We start from the raw sequence: 15,587 nt of genomic DNA, 5'->3' as shown, positions 1-15,587 counted from the left end.
CGCCCGCCCCCAGGGGCGCACGGAAGCCCCCCGGCCCCCACCCAAGCCCCCACGCGCCGCCGATCACGCGTCGAAGGCGTACTCCAACACATAGGCGGAGGCATCGAGCGTCATCTCGTTGACCTCGACCACCCGCCCCTCCGCGTCGTACGCGGTCCGACACACGAGCACGACGGGCGTCCCCACCGCCAACCCGAGCGCCTCCCCCTCCGCCCCCGAAGGCATCCGCGCCCGCACCTCCTCCCGAAACCGCACGGGCCCCCGCCCGAGCTCCCCGAGCCGCGCGTAGATCCCACCGGGCCCGGAATCCACCCGCTCCACGGCCGTCCCGGCGACGAGCTCGGCATCAAGCCACGAAACGGCCAGGGCGACGACCTTCCCCTCCAACGCGAACACCCGCCGTCGAACGAGCGCGAGCACCCCCTCACCCAGCCCCAACACGGCCCCCACGGCCTCGGGCGCAACCTCCCGCCCCACGACCACCCGCCCCACGACAGCACGCCGCCCCTCGGTATCCACCTCCCAAACAGCCCGCCCCTCCCCCCAAACAGAAGCAGCCACCCGCTCAATCCCCCGCCGCCGAATGGGCACAACCCCACCCTCACCCAACCCACCCACACCCTTCCAACAACCCAAAACCAGCCCGGCACCCGTCTTCCCCCGCCGCCCTCCACCACAACCCACCAACCGACACACAACGGCCGACCCCCGCGTATGCGGGGGGGCAGTATCGCCACGGGGTCGGCGCGTTCCGGCGCCTGGGGTCATCCCCTCGGGCGCGGGGGGCAGCGATCGTGGGGGTCCTCGCCCGGCACCCCGGGGGGCGTCCCCGCGTGCGCGGGGAGCAGGAGAGCTGGGACGGGACCTCGGTGCGCGCCCCCGGGTCATCCCCGCGTGCGCGGGGAGCAGAGTCTTTCACCTGCAGGTTTGTGGCGGCCAAGTAGGGATTTGAACAAGGATTGCAGAGTCCGACATTGCGGGCATTGCGCTCCTTTGGGTGGCGGGACGTCTCGGGGCGAGCGGGTTTGGTGCCATCGTCGCGGATTTTTGGGCGGGTGGGGGCGCGTACGGCGGGATGGGGCTGGGCTGTCGGGCGGGGTTCGGTTGGGTGGGGCTGGGGTGGCCGCCTGCCGGCGGCGGGTAGGTCAAAAGCTTTTCCCAGGGGCGGCGGAGGGGGCAGCGGGCTGGGGTCCGTGGCCGTTCGCCGGTTCGCTCGGGGTGGGGGTTGGTCCACGGCAGGCGAGAGGCCCGGGGGCGGCTGGGGTGGTCCGCTCCATGAACTGCGACCGTGCGCCCCGCCATCCGCCGCGCTCACCGGGCGGTCTCGGGCGCGTGCGGGCCCGTCGTGCGCCACAAGCCCCGGCCGCCTGACACCAGGCGGGCCCGACTGCGACCGGCCCGGCGTGTCGCCACGTCGTGCGGCCGTCTGGCACCTGGCGGGCTCGGCTGCGTCCCGCCCGGCGTGTCGCCGCGTCGAGCGGCCGTCTGGCGCATGGGCGTCCCGGGCGCGACCGGGCCTGGTGCGCTGCCACGTACCCCTGCCGTCTGGCGCGTGGGCGTCCCGGACACGGCCGGGCCTGGTGCGTCACCACAGCCCTAGCCGTCTGGCGCGTGGGCGTCTTGGGCACGGCCGGGCCTGGTGCGTTTCCACGGGGCGGGGTGCAGATAGGGGGCGGCCTTTGCCCATGGCCCCTCCGCCCGGCACGTTTCTTTCGGATTGGGGGCGGTGCCGGCAGAGCGGTTGGCTTGCGCCGGTGGGGACGGGGTCAAGGGTGGCGCGCAGCGCCATCGCGCAGCGACGCGACCGAAGGGAGCGCCCTTGAAGCCGTCCCCACCGGGGCGAGACGATCGGGCTGACGGGAGCGACCCGACACCACCCCAGCCACCGACCAAGCCACCAACCCACCCGCACTCGCGTTACGCGAGCACCGCCGTGGGGCCCGGTTTGGGGAGGGTGGACTTCAGGGCTTCGCCCAGGGCGTCCGGGCCCTCGCCCGCGATGCGGGTCGGCAGGCCCAGGGTTTCCAGCAGGCCGGGGAGTTCCGGGCCCGCGTCGAGGATCAGCCACGTGACGTCCGCGCCCGACGCGACGAGCGCCGGGACCTCCGCGAGGGCACCCAGGGCCACGCGGGCGTCCGAGACGGCCAGGACGGGTTCGCCGGGTTCGGCCGCCGCCGCGCCGATCGCCGCCGGGAGGGCGAAGCCGGCGCCGCCGGGGGCGGCCGGGGCGGCGTGGGCGGTGTTGGGGCGTCGCACCTCGAAGCGGGTCCACGCCGGTGCGGTGGCCGGGGTGAGGTCCCAGAAGGCGGGGACGCGGTCCGGGAGCGCCGCGCGGACGGCGGCCGCCAGGGCCGCGCCCGGCGCTTCGCCGGCGCCTTCGGACGCGTCCGCCACGGCCATGTCCATGCGGAGCATGGCGACCCGCTGTGAGGCGAAGGGGTCGGTGCGTTCGGTCACGGTCTCCGCGAGGGCCTGGAGGGCGAGGCGGGCGTCGGCGGGGATGCCGAGGGCGGGGCGCGCGGCTTCGAGGGCGTCGGGGTCGGCGTCGATCTGGACGATCGTGCCGTCCGGCAGGAAGGGGCGCTCCGGGTCCGGGACCTCGCCTTCCCCCAAGGTGGTGCCGAGGGCGACGAGCAGGTCCGCGTCCTCCAGGAAGTCCGTCAGCAGGCTGGCCGCGCCGCCGGCTGCGGGCCCGGTCCACACGCCGAGCGACAGGGGGTGCGCGGGCGGGAACGCGCCCCGGCCGGCGAGGGTGCACACGACGGGCACCTGAAGCCGCTCGGCGAGCGCGCGCAGCTTGCCCGCCGCGTCCGCGCGGATCACGCCGCCGCCCGCCACGAGCACCGGCCGTACCGCCCCGGCCAGCAGGTGCGCGGCGACGGCGGTCAGTTCGGGCCGGGGCGCGGCCTCGTGCGGGCTCGCGTCCACGCCGGTCACGGGCGGCACGAGGGTCTCCTCGGCGAGCACCCCGGCCGGGATCTCCACGAGCACGGGCCCGTGCGGCAGGGTCAGGGCCGCCTCCCACGCCTCGGCGACGGCGCTCGGGATGCGGGAGGCCGCGCCGGCGCGGTGCACGGAGCCGACGAGGGGGTGCGCGGCCGGGAGTTCCCCGGCGACGACGAGCAGCAGCGGCGAGCCGGCGCCGGCGCGCAGGGCGGGCAGGGCGGCGAGGGCGGTGTCCGGGTCGGCGAGGAAGAGGGGCGCGGCCTCGCCGGTGAGGCGGCCGTGCGCGTCGGCGGCGTGTCCGGCGGCGGGCGCGCCCGCGAGGGTGACGGGGCGCAGGTCGGAGCGGCGCAGGGCCGCGGCGAGCGCGTCACCGCGCGCGGCCCCCTCGTCGGCACGGGCCCCCGTGTCGGCGCGTGCCCCCTCGTCGGCGCGTGCACCCGCGTCGGCGCGTGCCCCCTCGTCGCCGCGTGCACCCGCGTCGGCGCGTGCCCCCTCGTCGCCGCGTGCACCCGCGTCGGCGCGTGCCCCCTCGTCGGCGCGTGCACCCGCGTCGGCGCCCGCGCCCCCGCCCGCGGCCCCGCCCCCGTCGGACGGGTGCGCGGCGCCGGCGGTCGGGGGCGTCGTGAAGACGGTTCCGGCGCCGAGGCCGCGCAGGGTCTCCACGACGAGGTCCGCGCCGGTGCGGCCGGGCGGGGCCGCGAGGGCGGCGGCGATCTGCGCCTCGGTGGGGCGGAGTACCAGGTCGTGGTCGTGCGTCACGTGCGGGGGTTCCTCACTGCGAAACGCGCCCCGCTGCGGTCGCGCTCGCTGTTACCGCGCGGCCTTCGAGGCGGCGATCTGCCGGCTCATGATGGTGGTCAGCTCGTACGCGGTGTGCGAGGCCGCGACCGAGGTGATCTCGGCGTGATCGTACGCCGGGGCGACCTCGACCACGTCCGCGGAGACCAGGTTGCACGAGGACAGGCCCCGGATGATCTCCAGCAGTTCGCGGGAGGTCATGCCGCCGGCCTCGGGGGTGCCGGTGCCGGGGGCGTGGGCCGGGTCGAGCACGTCGATGTCGATGGAGATGTACAGCGGGCGGTCGCCGATGCGCTGGCGGAGCTGGTCGGCGACCTCGTCGGCGCCGCGCCGGTACACGTCGGCGGAGGTGACGATGCCGAAGCCCATCTTGGCGTCGTCGTCGAGGTCCTGCTTGCCGTAGAGGGGGCCGCGGGTGCCGACGTGGGAGAGGGCCTCGGTGTCGAGGATGCCCTCTTCGACGGCGCGCCGGAACGGGGTGCCGTGGGTGTACTCGGCGCCGAAGTAGGTGTCCCAGGTGTCGAGGTGCGCGTCGAAGTGCAGCAGGGCGACGGGGCCGTGCTTCTTGGCGACGGAGCGCAGCAGCGGCAGGGCGATGGTGTGGTCGCCGCCGAGGGTCATGAGGCGGGAGCCGGCGGACAGCAGTTCGTCGGCGGCGGCCTCGACGGTGTCGACGGCCTCGTTGATGTTGAAGGGGTTGACGGCGATGTCACCGGCGTCGGCGACCTGCGCGAGGGCGAACGGGGACGCGTCCTGGGCCGGGTTGTAGGGGCGCAGGAGGCGGCTGGCCTCGCGGATGGCGTTGCCGCCGAAGCGGGCGCCGGGGCGGTAGGAGACGCCGGAGTCGAAGGGGACGCCGACGACGGCGACGTCGGCGGTGCCGACCTCGTCGAGGCGCGGCAGCCGGGCGAAGGTGGCGGGGCCGGCGTAGCGCGGGATGCGGGAGGAGTCGACGGGTCCGCGCGGCTGCGTGCTCATGGCGTGCCTCTTCTTCGGGTCGGCTGGGGTGGGCCGGCCGGCCCGGTCGCTTGCGCTGGGGTCCGGGCCGTCCTTCCTTTCGAGCGTAGGTGCGCGAGGATGGGGAGCGAAGTGTGCAGTTCCGACACTTCGGCCCCACGATGTGTACGGAGCGTCCACCCGTGATCCCCGACCCGCCCCCATCCGTCACACCCACACCCACGCCCGCGCCGACGACGCCGCCCCTGCCCGCCGGGGATCCGCTGCCCCTCACCGCGCTCCTCGGCTCCGGCGAGGCCGCCGCGCTGGGCTTGCGCCGGCTCGCGGGACCGGCGGACGCGGCGGTGCACGCCGTGCACGCCTCCGACCTCACGGACCCGAGCCCGTGGCTGCTCGGCGGGGAACTGCTCCTCACCGCCGGCTCCGGCCTGTCCGAGGACCCGGCCGGGCACGAGGCGTACGTGGCCCGGCTGGTGGCGGCGGGCGCGGCGGCGCTCGGGTTCGGGGTGACGCCGGTGCACGCGGAGGTCCCGGCCGGGCTGCTCGTGGCGTGCGCGCGGCACGGGCTGCCGCTGGTGGAGGTGCCGCCGCGCACCCCGTTCACGGCGGTCGCGCGGGCGGTGTGGCGCCTGATGGAGCAGGCGCGCACGCGGGAGCTGCGCCGGGTCGGCGAGGCCCAGCGGACGCTGGCCGCCGCCACCACCCGGCCCGAGCCGGTGTCGGCCGTGCTGGCCCGGCTGGCCGGGGCGCTCCAGGGGTACGCGGCCCTGTGGCCGGACCCGGGCGGGGCGCACGCCGGTCAGGCCCCGCCGGCGGAGGCGGAACGGGCTCTGGCCCGCCTGGCGACCCTGGTCACCACCCCACCCACCGCCCCGACCTCGCCCACACCCGGATCCGTCACCACCGCGCCTACGACCTCACCCGCACCCGCCGCCCCGCCCACCACCGTCCGGCCCGCATCCGTACGACCCGCCGCCGCCTCACCCGCACCCGCCACCCCGCCCGCCTCCACCCGACCCGCGCCCGCGTCCGCCACCGACGAGGTGGCCGGGCGGCACCTCGCCGCCTACGCCCTCGGCCGGGGCCGGGCCGCCCTCGTCACGGCCGCCCCGGGCCGCAGCGCCGGCGACCACACAATCGCCGCCGTGGCCGCCGCCCTGCTCACGCTCCTCACGGCCCCGGCCCCGGCCGCGCCCCGCCCGGTCGGCCCGGAGGCCGCCGCCCTGACCCGGCTGCTCCTGGACGGCGACGCGAGCGCGGTCCTCGGTCCGGGTCCGTGGACGGTGGTGCACGCGCGCGGCGACGCCGATCCGCACGCGCTGGCCGCGTACTGGGGCACCGCCCTGTACGAACTCCCGCCGACGATCCCGGACCGCCCGGCCCCGGACCACCCCACCGACACCCGCGCCGCCCCCACCCCAACCCCCACCTCTCCCCCGCCCACCCTCCGCCTGCTCACCGACCGCCCGCCCGCCACCACCGCCCCCGCCACCGGACCCGCCGCCACAGGGCCCGCCCCCGCCGGGTGGACGCTGGGCGTGAGCGCGCCCGTGCCCCCGTCCGCCCTCGCCGTCGCGAACGCGGAGGCCGCGCGGGCACTCGTCGCGGCCGGTGCCGCCGCCACGGGCTGGGGCTCGCTCGTCGCGCCCGAGCTCGCGCGGGCCCACGCCCGGACCCTGCTCGCGCCACTGTCCGAGCCGCTGCGGGAGACCCTGCGGGTGTGGCTGGCCCGGCACGGCGGCTGGGACCGCACGGCGGCGGACCTCGGGGTGCACCGCAACACGGTGCGCCAGCGCGTGGCCCGCTGCGCGAGCCTGCTCGGCCGGGACCTGGAGGACGCCGACACCCGCATGGAGCTCTGGTTCGCCCTGCGCCACACCGCGCCCGCAGCCGCGCCGACCCCGCCCTCCACCCCGCGCCCGGCCCCACCCTCCACCCCGCCCGGCGACCCCCGCCGCACCCCTGGACAGCCCGAGTGACCGCCGGGTAACTTGGCCGGCGGAGGTCTGAGCAAGCGCTTGGCCAGGCAGCGCCGCCCCACCGGGCCGGCGCCGCCCCGCCGCCCCGCCTGCCGGATCCGTCAGGGCAGGTCGAGGACAGGGCGAGGGAGGCGGCTGTGCGCCGTACCGTTTTCAACGAGGACCACGAGGCGTTCCGCGAGACCATCCGCGCCTTCATCGAGGCCGAGGTCGTCCCCGTGTACGACGAGTGGCTGAACGCCGGCATCGTCCCGCGCGAGTTCTACGACAAGCTCGGCGAGCTGGGCGTGTTCGGCATCGAGGTGCCCGAGGAGTTCGGCGGCGCCGGCGAGGACTCGTTCAAGTTCCAGGCCGTGATCTACGAGGAGACCGCCCGCGCGGGCGTGTCCTTCGGCGGGTCCGGCGTGCACGTCGCGCTCTGTCTGCCCTACCTCCTGGCCTACGGCTCGGAGGAGCAGAAGAAGCGCTGGCTGCCGGACTTCGTCTCGGGCCGTTCCATGTACGCCATCGCGATGACCGAGCCGGGCACCGGCTCCGACCTCGCGGGCATGAAGACGAACGCGAAGCTGTCCGAGGACGGCACCCACTACGTCCTCAACGGCGCGAAGACCTTCATCACCGGCGGCGTCCACGCCGACCGCGTCATCGTCTGCGCCCGCACCGCCGCCCCGACCCCCGAGGACCGCCGGCACGGCATCTCCCTCTTCGTCGTCGACACCTCCCTGCCGGGCTACGCGGTGGGCCGCAAGCTCGACAAGCTGGGCCTGAAGACCTCCGACACCGCCGAGCTGTCGTTCAGCGACGTGAAGGTGCCGGTCGAGGACCTGCTGGGCGAGGAGAACAAGGGCTTCTCCTACCTGGGCCAGAACCTGCCGCAGGAGCGCCTGGGCATCGCCTTCGGCGCGTACGCGCAGGCCGCCGCGGCCGTGCGCTTCGCGACGCAGTACGTGCGCGAGCGGACCGTGTTCGGTCAGCCCGTCGCCGCGTTCCAGAACACCAAGTTCGAGCTCGCCGCCTGCCAGGCCGAGGTCGACGCCGCGCAGGCGGTCGCGGACCGCGCCCTCGAAGCGCACGACGCGGGCGAGTTGACGGCGGCCGAGGCCGCGTCGGCGAAGCTGTTCTGCACGGAGGTCGCGCACCGCGTGATCGACCGCTGCCTCCAGTTGCACGGCGGCTACGGCTACATGAACGAGTACCCGATCGCCCGCCTGTACGCCGACAACCGCGTCAACCGCATCTACGGCGGCACCAGCGAGGTCATGAAGTCCATCATCGCCAAGTCGATGGGCCTGTAGGGGCCTTGGCCCCGGACGGAACGGCGCGGACGGCGGGCGTGGCGCACACCCCGGGGCAACCGGCACCGGACGACGCGGGCACGCCGGACACCCCGGGCACGCCCGGCACGCCGGACACCCCGGCCGCCCCCGACTCGGGTCTCGGGGAGCGCGCCCTCGCCGAACTGCTGCTCCTGCTGGACCTGGAGCGCATCGACGAGGACCTGTTCCGGGGCGCGAGCCGGTCCGCGCTCGTGCCCCGGGTGTTCGGCGGGCAGGTCGCCGCGCAGGCCCTCGTGGCCGCCGGCCGCACCGTGCCCGCCGACCGTCCGCCGCACTCCCTGCACGCGTACTTCCTGCGCACCGGGGACCCGGCCGCGCCGATCGTGTACACCGTGGACCGGATCCGGGACGGGCGGTCGTTCACCACCCGCCGCGTGGTCGCCGTGCAGCACGGCCGGCCGATCTTCCACCTCACCGCGTCGTTCCAGCTCTTCGAGGAGGGCCTGGACCACCAGGACGCGATGCCCGCCGCCCCCGACCCCGACACCCTGCCCACGGCCGCCGAGTCCCTGCCCCGGTACCGGGACGCGTTCCGCGATCCGGGCGTGGTCGAGCGGCTGCTGGAGGCGCGCGGGGCGGTGGACCTGCGCTACGCGTCCACCCCGCCCTGGGGCAGCGTGGACCGCCCCACCGAGGCGCGGTCCCTGGTCTGGTTCCGCACGGCGAGCAAGCTCGCGCGGGACGACGCCCTCACGCACGCCTGCCTGATCGCGTACGTCTCGGACATGACCCTCCTGGACCCGGTGCTGCTCGCGCACGGCCGGGGCGGGTGGGCGGTCGGGGACGTGGTGGGGGCCTCGCTGGACCACGCGATGTGGTTCCACCGCCCGGCCCGCGCCGACGAGTGGCTGCTGTACGAGCAGGAGTCCCCGACCGCCTCGGGCGGCCGCGGCCTGGGCCAGGCCCACATCTGGACCCACGACGGCCGCCTGGCCGTCACGGTCGTCCAGGAGGGCGTCATCCGCGTCCCCCGTGCCCGCGCCTGACCGCTCAGCCGTCGAGGCCGGCCTCGTGGAGGAGGTAGGCGACCATCGGGTCGTAGTAGCGGGGGTCGCGGACGTGGTCGTCCAGGGGGATGACCACGCCCAGGGTGCCCTCGTGTTCGGCGACGAACAGGGCCGGGTCGTTGCAGTCCGCGTAGCCGATCGCGTCCACGCCGTACTGCGCGGCGCAGCCGGCCCAGCCGTGGTCGGCGAAGACCAGGTCCGGCGGGGTGTCCAGGGCGTCGAGGATCGCGGCCATGGGCGCGGGCGAGTGGGTGTGCCACAGGGTCGCGCCGCGTTCCAGCACCGCCACGTCGGCGAACTGCCAGACCATGCCCTCGTCGGCGGTCAGGCCGGCCGGGATGACGACGATCTCGCAGCCGGCGGCCCGCAACGCGGCGGCGGTGGCGCGGTGCACGTCGAGCAGGGCGCCGGGGTGGCCGGTGGCGAAGAGGACCCGCTGCCGGTCCTCGGCGGCCTTCGCGAGCCGGTTCGCGGCGCGTTCCAGGGCGGAGACGGTCAGCACGGGGTCGATGCGGTCCTGGCCGTGGCGGTGCGCCGGGTCGTCGACGACCCCGCAGCGCTCGGCCATCACGGCGAGCACGTCCTGCTCGTCGCTCCAGCGGTCCCCGAGCTCCAGCCCGAGCCAGTAGTGCCGGTCGCCGTTGGCGAGCCGCCGATAGTGGTCGAGATTGTTCTCACGCGGGGTGGCCACGTCCCCGGCGATCCGGGTGCGCGTCAGGTGCTCGATCAGCTCGGCGCGGGTGGGCACGGCGGGTGCGGACGACGCTCCGGCGGGCGGTGCGGCGGGCGACTCTTCGGACGTCTCGGCGGGCGGTACCTCGGATATCGGCATGCGGCCATTGTGCCGCCGCCCTCCGACGCACGCGGGCCCCGTCCCACCGTCCGGGCGACCGGCATCCGTACCGGCATCCGCGCCGGCGCCCGCATCGGCGCCCGGGCCTGCGCGCGGACCGACCCGCGATCGGGGCGGCGCGCCCGGCCCCGATCCGTCACGTCCCACCCCGCCCGGCCCTCCCGGAGCGCCCCCGCCCGTTACGCCGCCGCCCGGGCCTGCGCGTCCTCCGGCGTGTCCGGCGTCCCGATCGGGGTCAGGGCCTCGAACGCGCCGTGCGCGAGGCGTCGCAGCAGTTGCTCCGTCGCGAAGCGGTCCGGGGCCGTGCCGGCGCCCAGGTGGGGGGTGGAGTTCAGCAGGCCGAAGACCGCGTGCACGGCCATCCGGACCTCCGCCTCGCCCGCCGTCGGGTGCAGGGCGCGCACGACCTCCACCCACAGTTCCACGTAGCGCCGCTGGAGCCGCCGCACGAGCTTGCGGTCCTCGTCGCGCAGCCGGTCCAGCTCGCGGTCGTGCAGGGTGATCAGCGCGCGGTCGTCCAGCGCGAAGTCGATGTGCCCGTCGATCAGCGAGGACAGCACCGCCGACGCGTTCTCCCCGGCCTCGCTCACCCGGTGCCGGCCGCCCGTGAGCAGGCGTTCGCTGATGCCCACCAGCAGTTCCGCCAGCATCGCGTCCTTGCCCGCGAAGTGCCGGTACAGGCCGGGGCCGCTGATGCCCACCGCCGCGCCTATCTCGTCGACGCCGACGCCGTGGAACCCGCGTTCGGCGAAGAGGCGGGCCGCCTCCCGAAGGATCTGTTCGCGCCGGGTGGGGCCGGTCGTTCTGCTGGTCATGACGTCCATTCTAGACATCCTCATTAACGCTCGTTAACCTGTGCCCCCAGGGCGTTAACGCTCATTAACCGAAGGGCAAGGGGGCTCACGGGATGCAGCAGGCACCGGCGCTTTCGACGGCGGCCGATCCGACGTCCGACGCCTGGCACGCGAACGAGAAGGCCCACCACGCCCTCGCCGAGGGCCTGCGCGAACGGCTCGACGCGGCCCGCGCCGGCGGCGGGGAACGGGCCCGGGCCCGGCACACCGCGCGCGGCAAGCTGCTGCCCCGCGAGCGCGTCGACACCCTCCTCGACCCCGGCTCCCCCTTCCTCGAACTCGCCCCCCTCGCCGCCGACGGCATGTACGACGGGGCCGCGCCCGCCGCCGGGGTCATCGCGGGCATCGGCCGGGTCTCGGGCCGCGAGTGCGTGATCGTCGCCAACGACGCCACCGTCAAGGGCGGCACCTACTACCCGATGACCGTCAAGAAGCACCTGCGCGCCCAGGAGGTGGCGCTGGAGAACCGGCTCCCCTGCCTGTACCTCGTGGACTCCGGCGGCGCCTTCCTCCCCCTCCAGGACGAGGTCTTCCCCGACCGCGAGCACTTCGGCCGGATCTTCTACAACCAGGCCCGCATGTCCGGCGCCGGCATCCCGCAGATCGCCGCCGTCCTCGGCTCGTGCACCGCCGGCGGCGCCTACGTGCCCGCCATGAGCGACGAGGCCGTCATCGTGCGCGGCCAGGGCACGATCTTCCTCGGCGGCCCGCCGCTGGTGAAGGCCGCGACCGGCGAGGTCGTCACGGCCGAGGAGCTCGGCGGCGGCGAGGTGCACGCCCGGGTCTCCGGCGTCGCCGACCACCTCGCCGAGGACGACGCGCACGCCCTGCGCATCGTCCGCGACATCGTCGCCGGCCTGCCCGACCGGGGCCCGCTGCCCTGGACGGTGCGCCCCGTCGAGGAGCCCGCCGTGGACCCGGCCGGGCTGTACGGGGCGGTGCCCGTGGACTCCCGCACCCCCTACGACGCCCGCGAGATCATCGCCCGGATCGTGGACGGCTCCCGCTTCCAGGAGTTCAAGTCCGAGTTCGGCCAGACCCTCGTCACCGGCTTCGCGCACATCCACGGCCACCCGGTCGGCATCGTCGCCAACAACGGCATCCTCTTCTCCGAGTCCGCGCAGAAGGGCGCCCACTTCATCGAGCTGTGCGACCAGCGCGGCATCCCCCTGCTCTTCCTCCAGAACATCTCCGGCTTCATGGTCGGGCGCGACTACGAGGCCGGCGGCATCGCCAAACACGGCGCGAAGATGGTCACGGCCGTGGCCTGCGCCCGGGTCCCCAAGCTCACCGTCGTCGTCGGCGGCAGCTACGGCGCCGGCAACTACTCCATGTGCGGCCGGGCCTATTCGCCCCGGTTCCTGTGGATGTGGCCGGGCGCGAAGATCTCCGTGATGGGCGGCGAGCAGGCCGCGTCCGTGCTGGCCACCGTCAAGCGGGACCAGATCGAGGGCGCCGGGCAGGAGTGGTCGGCGCAGGCCGAGGAGGAGTTCAAGGCCCCGGTCCGCGCCCGCTACGAGGAGCAGGGCAGCGCCTACTACGCCACCGCCCGCCTGTGGGACGACGGGGTCATCGACCCCATGGAGACCCGGCAGGTCCTCGGCCTGGCCCTGACGGCCTGCGCGAACGCGCCGCTGGGCGAGCCCGGCTTCGGCGTCTTCCGGATGTGACCGGCATGTCGCACGCCCCCTCCCTCCCCGCCACCCCTCCCCCTCCCGTGAGGACGGACACCACCATGTTCGACACGGTCCTGGTCGCCAACCGGGGCGAGATCGCCGTCCGCGTGATCCGCTCGCTGCGCGCCCTCGGCATTCGTTCCGTCGCCGTGTTCAGCGACGCCGACGCCGACGCCCGGCACGTCGCGGAGGCCGACACGGCGGTCCGGATCGGCCCCGCGCCCGCCGCCGACAGCTACCTCTCCGTCGAACGGCTGCTGGACGCCGCCCGCCGCACCGGCGCTCAGGCCGTCCACCCCGGCTACGGGTTCCTCGCCGAGAACGCCGCCTTCGCCCGCGCCGTCACCGACGCCGGTCTCGTCTTCATCGGCCCGACCGCCGACGCCATCGCCCTCATGGGCGACAAGATCCGCGCCAAGGAGACCGTCCGCGCCGCCGGCGTGCCCGTCGTGCCCGGCTCCTCGGGCAGCGGCCTGACCGACGCCGAACTCCTCGACGCCGCGCACGCGATCGGCGTGCCGGTGCTGCTGAAGCCCTCGGCGGGCGGCGGCGGCAAGGGGATGCGGCTGGTGCGCGACGCCGCCGACCTGCCCGAGGAGATCGCCGCCGCCCGCCGCGAGGCCCGCTCCTCCTTCGGTGACGACACCCTCCTGGTGGAACGCTGGATCGACCGGCCCCGGCACATCGAGATCCAGGTCCTCGCCGACGCGCACGGCACCGTGCTGCACCTCGGCGAACGCGAGTGCTCCCTCCAGCGCCGGCACCAGAAGGTGATCGAGGAGGCCCCCTCCGTCCTCCTCACCCCCGAACTGCGGGCGGCGATGGGCGCGGCGGCCGTGGACGCGGCCCGGTCCTGCGGGTACGTGGGCGCGGGCACCGTCGAGTTCATCGTGCCGGGCGCGGACCCGGCCTCGCACTTCTTCATGGAGATGAACACCCGCCTCCAGGTGGAGCACCCGGTCACCGAACTCGTCACCGGCCTGGACCTGGTGGCCTGGCAGGTGCGGGTCGCCGCCGGGGAGCGGCTGCCGTTCGCGCAGGAGGACGTGACCCTGCGCGGGCACGCCGTGGAGGCGCGGGTGTGCGCGGAGGACCCGGCGCGCGGGTTCCTGCCCTCGGGCGGCACGGTGCTGGCCCTGACCGAGCCCGGCGTCGAGGCCGGGGCCGGCGGCGCCGGGGCGGGCGCGGGGACGACGTTCACGCGCACGGACTCCGGGCTGCGGGCCGGGGTGCCGGTGGGGTCCGCGTACGACCCGATGCTGTCGAAGGTGATCGCGTACGGCCCGGACCGGGCGAGCGCCCTGCGGACCCTGCGGGCGGCCCTCGCCGACACCGTGATCCTGGGCGTGCAGACGAACGTGGGATTCCTGCGCCGGCTGCTGGCCCACCCGGACGTGGTCTCCGGGGAGCTGGACACGGGGCTGGTGGAGCGGGAGTTCGCCGGGCTGCTCGGCGAGGGGGTCCCGGAGGCGGTGTGGGCGGCGGCCGCGCTGCTCCCGGACGCGGCGCAACCGGCCGGTCCGACGGGCTCGGCGCCCGGGTGGACGGATCCGTTCGGGGTGCCGAGCGGGTGGCGGCTGGGCGGCCGGCCGGCGTGGACGGTGCGGCACCTGCGGCCGGCCGGCGGCGAGCCGGTGACCGTGCGGGTGCGGCGCCGGGCGCACGGCGAGGGGCACGAGCTGCTGGCGCCGGGCGCGGCCGAGGACGCCGTCGTGCCGGTGCGGGAGGTGGCGCGCACGGCGGACACGGTCACCGTGGAGGTGGCCGGGGTGACGCACCGGTTGGCGTGGGCGCGGTCGCCCGAGGGCCTGTGGCTGGGGCTGGACGGGGACGCGTGGCACCTGCTGCGGCACGACCCGGTGGCGGCGCTGTTGACGGGCGCGGGCCTGTCCGGGGCGGACGCGCTGGTCGCGCCGATGCCGGGCACCGTGACGGTGGTGAAGGTGGCGGTCGGCGACCGGGTCGCGGCCGGGCAGAGCCTGCTGGTGGTGGAGGCGATGAAGATGGAGCACGTGATCACGGCCACGCACGCGGGCACGGTCACGGAGCTGGACGCGAAGCCGGGCGGCACGGTCGCGATGGACCAGGTCCTGGCCGTCGTCGCCCCGGACCCGGACCCGGCACGGGAGCCCGAGGCCGGCGCCGCCGCCGAGGAGGCGAACGCCCGATGACGCACCCCGACCCCACCCCCGACATCACCCCCGACCCCACCCCCGACCCCACGCCCCTCGATCTGGGCCTGCCCGCGGTGGTCCGGGACCCCGCGCTGCCCGCCCGGGTGCGGATCCACGAGGTGGGCGCCCGGGACGGCCTCCAGAACGAGCGGAACGTGGTGCCCACGGCCGTGAAGGCCGAGTTCGTGCGCCGACTCGCGGCGGCCGGGCTGGGCACGGTGGAGGCCACGAGTTTCGTGCACCCCAAGTGGGTGCCCCAACTCGCCGACGCCGAGGATCTGTTCCCGCTGCTCGACGAGGTCCGCGCGGCCGGTGTCCACCTGCCCGTCCTGGTGCCGAACGAGCGCGGCCTGGACCGGGCGCTGGCGCTGGGCGCGGACCGGATCGCGGTCTTCGGTTCGGCGACCGAGACCTTCGCCGCGCGGAACCTGAACCGCACGGTGGCCGAGTCGCTGGAGATGTTCGCGCCGGTGGTGGCGCGGGCGAAGGAGGCCGGGGCGCACGTGCGCGGCTACCTGTCGATGTGCTTCGGGGACCCCTGGGAGGGTCCGGTGCCGGTCGAGCGGGTGGTGTCGGTGGCGCGGGCCCTGCTGGACCTGGGCTGCGACGAGTTGAGCCTGGGCGACACGATCGGGGTGGCGACGCCCGGTCACGTGACGGCCCTGGTCGCGGCCCTGGTCGAGCGGGGGGTGGGCGTCGAGCGGATCGGCGTGCACTTCCACGACACCTATGGGCAGGCCCTGTCGAACACCCTGGCCGCGTTGCGGCTGGGGGTGAGCACCGTGGATTCGTCGGCGGGCGGGCTGGGCGGGTGCCCGTACGCCAAGAGCGCCACCGGGAACCTCGCGACCGAGGACCTCGTGTGGATGCTGACCGGTCTCGGGATCGAGACCGGCGTCGACCTGGCCGCCCTGACCGCCACGAGCGTCTGGATGGCCGACCGCCTGGGGCGCCCGAGCCCGTCCCGCACCGTCCGTGCCCTCTCCCACAAGGAATGAGACCTGTC

At 75.8% G+C, this 15,587-nt stretch carries 11 protein-coding genes; 6 read left to right on the top strand and 5 right to left on the bottom strand.

The genetic code is table 11. From position 1 onward, the window contains the following. Positions 1-63: 63 nt before the first annotated feature. From ACN20G_RS17370 to speB, 3 genes are all read right to left on the bottom strand, one after another. The gene (locus ACN20G_RS17370; protein ID WP_424213700.1) at positions 64-519 is read right to left on the bottom strand and encodes a GntR family transcriptional regulator; all 456 of its coding nucleotides are present in this window, start codon (positions 517-519) and stop codon (positions 64-66) included. 1,398 nt (positions 520-1,917) lie between these two features. Then, on the bottom strand, positions 1,918-3,705 hold the full coding sequence (locus ACN20G_RS17365) for a thiamine pyrophosphate-dependent enzyme (protein ID WP_424213699.1): 1,788 nt from the start codon (positions 3,703-3,705) through the stop codon (positions 1,918-1,920). A 51-nt stretch (positions 3,706-3,756) separates the two neighbouring features. After that, positions 3,757-4,722 (bottom strand): agmatinase, encoded by a 966-nt coding sequence (speB, locus tag ACN20G_RS17360; RefSeq protein WP_424213698.1) that lies wholly within the window; start codon positions 4,720-4,722, stop codon positions 3,757-3,759. A gap of 140 nt (positions 4,723-4,862) precedes the next feature. On the opposite strand from speB, the gene ACN20G_RS17355 reads away from it, so the two are divergent. The 3 genes from ACN20G_RS17355 to ACN20G_RS17345 all read left to right on the top strand — a co-directional run bounded on the left by ACN20G_RS17355 (position 4,863) and on the right by ACN20G_RS17345 (position 9,003). Then, positions 4,863-6,680, top strand: coding sequence for a PucR family transcriptional regulator ligand-binding domain-containing protein (locus ACN20G_RS17355; protein ID WP_424215554.1), 1,818 nt, complete (start codon positions 4,863-4,865; stop codon positions 6,678-6,680). A 137-nt stretch (positions 6,681-6,817) separates the two neighbouring features. Then, complete coding sequence (locus tag ACN20G_RS17350; RefSeq protein WP_424213697.1) at positions 6,818-7,975, top strand: acyl-CoA dehydrogenase family protein; 1,158 nt, start codon at positions 6,818-6,820, stop codon at positions 7,973-7,975. Positions 7,976-8,139: 164 nt separating this feature from the next. Next, positions 8,140-9,003, top strand: a complete 864-nt coding sequence (locus ACN20G_RS17345) for an acyl-CoA thioesterase (protein ID WP_424215553.1) — start codon at positions 8,140-8,142, stop codon at positions 9,001-9,003. A 4-nt stretch (positions 9,004-9,007) separates the two neighbouring features. Here the strand turns inward: ACN20G_RS17345 and ACN20G_RS17340 are convergent, their stop codons facing one another. Both ACN20G_RS17340 and ACN20G_RS17335 read right to left on the bottom strand, forming a co-directional pair. Beyond that, positions 9,008-9,856: a phosphatase gene (locus ACN20G_RS17340; RefSeq protein WP_424213696.1), complete on the bottom strand. Its 849-nt coding sequence runs from the start codon at positions 9,854-9,856 to the stop codon at positions 9,008-9,010. A 200-nt stretch (positions 9,857-10,056) separates the two neighbouring features. After that, positions 10,057-10,692, bottom strand: coding sequence for a TetR/AcrR family transcriptional regulator (locus ACN20G_RS17335; protein ID WP_424213695.1), 636 nt, complete (start codon positions 10,690-10,692; stop codon positions 10,057-10,059). Between the two features lie 92 nt (positions 10,693-10,784). On the opposite strand from ACN20G_RS17335, the gene ACN20G_RS17330 reads away from it, so the two are divergent. From ACN20G_RS17330 to ACN20G_RS17320, 3 genes are all read left to right on the top strand, one after another. Then, entirely contained in the window at positions 10,785-12,401 is a 1,617-nt protein-coding gene (locus ACN20G_RS17330) for a carboxyl transferase domain-containing protein (RefSeq protein ID WP_424213694.1), read from the top strand. 65 nt (positions 12,402-12,466) lie between these two features. Next, positions 12,467-14,578 (top strand): biotin carboxylase N-terminal domain-containing protein, encoded by a 2,112-nt coding sequence (locus tag ACN20G_RS17325; RefSeq protein WP_424213693.1) that lies wholly within the window; start codon positions 12,467-12,469, stop codon positions 14,576-14,578. Beyond that, positions 14,575-15,579, top strand: a complete 1,005-nt coding sequence (locus tag ACN20G_RS17320) for a hydroxymethylglutaryl-CoA lyase (RefSeq protein WP_424213692.1) — start codon at positions 14,575-14,577, stop codon at positions 15,577-15,579. The genes ACN20G_RS17325 and ACN20G_RS17320 overlap by 4 nt, the downstream gene beginning before the upstream one ends. The last annotated feature ends 8 nt before the right edge of the window (positions 15,580-15,587 follow it).

This window comes from Streptomyces dryopteridis, from assembly GCF_049606955.1.
In the GTDB taxonomy this organism is placed as follows: Bacteria; Actinomycetota; Actinomycetes; order Streptomycetales; family Streptomycetaceae; genus Streptomyces.
Note: the sequence above shows the minus strand (reverse complement) of the source record. Positions and strands in the feature narration are given on the sequence as shown.

Coding starts and splice junctions, on each gene's coding strand:
- speB (WP_424213698.1), bottom strand. CDS start 4,722: ATGAGCACGCAGCCGCGCGGACCCGTCGACTCCTCCCGCATCCCGCGC.
- ACN20G_RS17355 (WP_424215554.1), top strand. CDS start 4,863: ATGTGTACGGAGCGTCCACCCGTGATCCCCGACCCGCCCCCATCCGTC.
- ACN20G_RS17340 (WP_424213696.1), bottom strand. CDS start 9,856: ATGCCGATATCCGAGGTACCGCCCGCCGAGACGTCCGAAGAGTCGCCC.
- ACN20G_RS17335 (WP_424213695.1), bottom strand. CDS start 10,692: ATGACCAGCAGAACGACCGGCCCCACCCGGCGCGAACAGATCCTTCGG.
- ACN20G_RS17330 (WP_424213694.1), top strand. CDS start 10,785: ATGCAGCAGGCACCGGCGCTTTCGACGGCGGCCGATCCGACGTCCGAC.
- ACN20G_RS17325 (WP_424213693.1), top strand. CDS start 12,467: ATGTTCGACACGGTCCTGGTCGCCAACCGGGGCGAGATCGCCGTCCGC.
- ACN20G_RS17320 (WP_424213692.1), top strand. CDS start 14,575: ATGACGCACCCCGACCCCACCCCCGACATCACCCCCGACCCCACCCCC.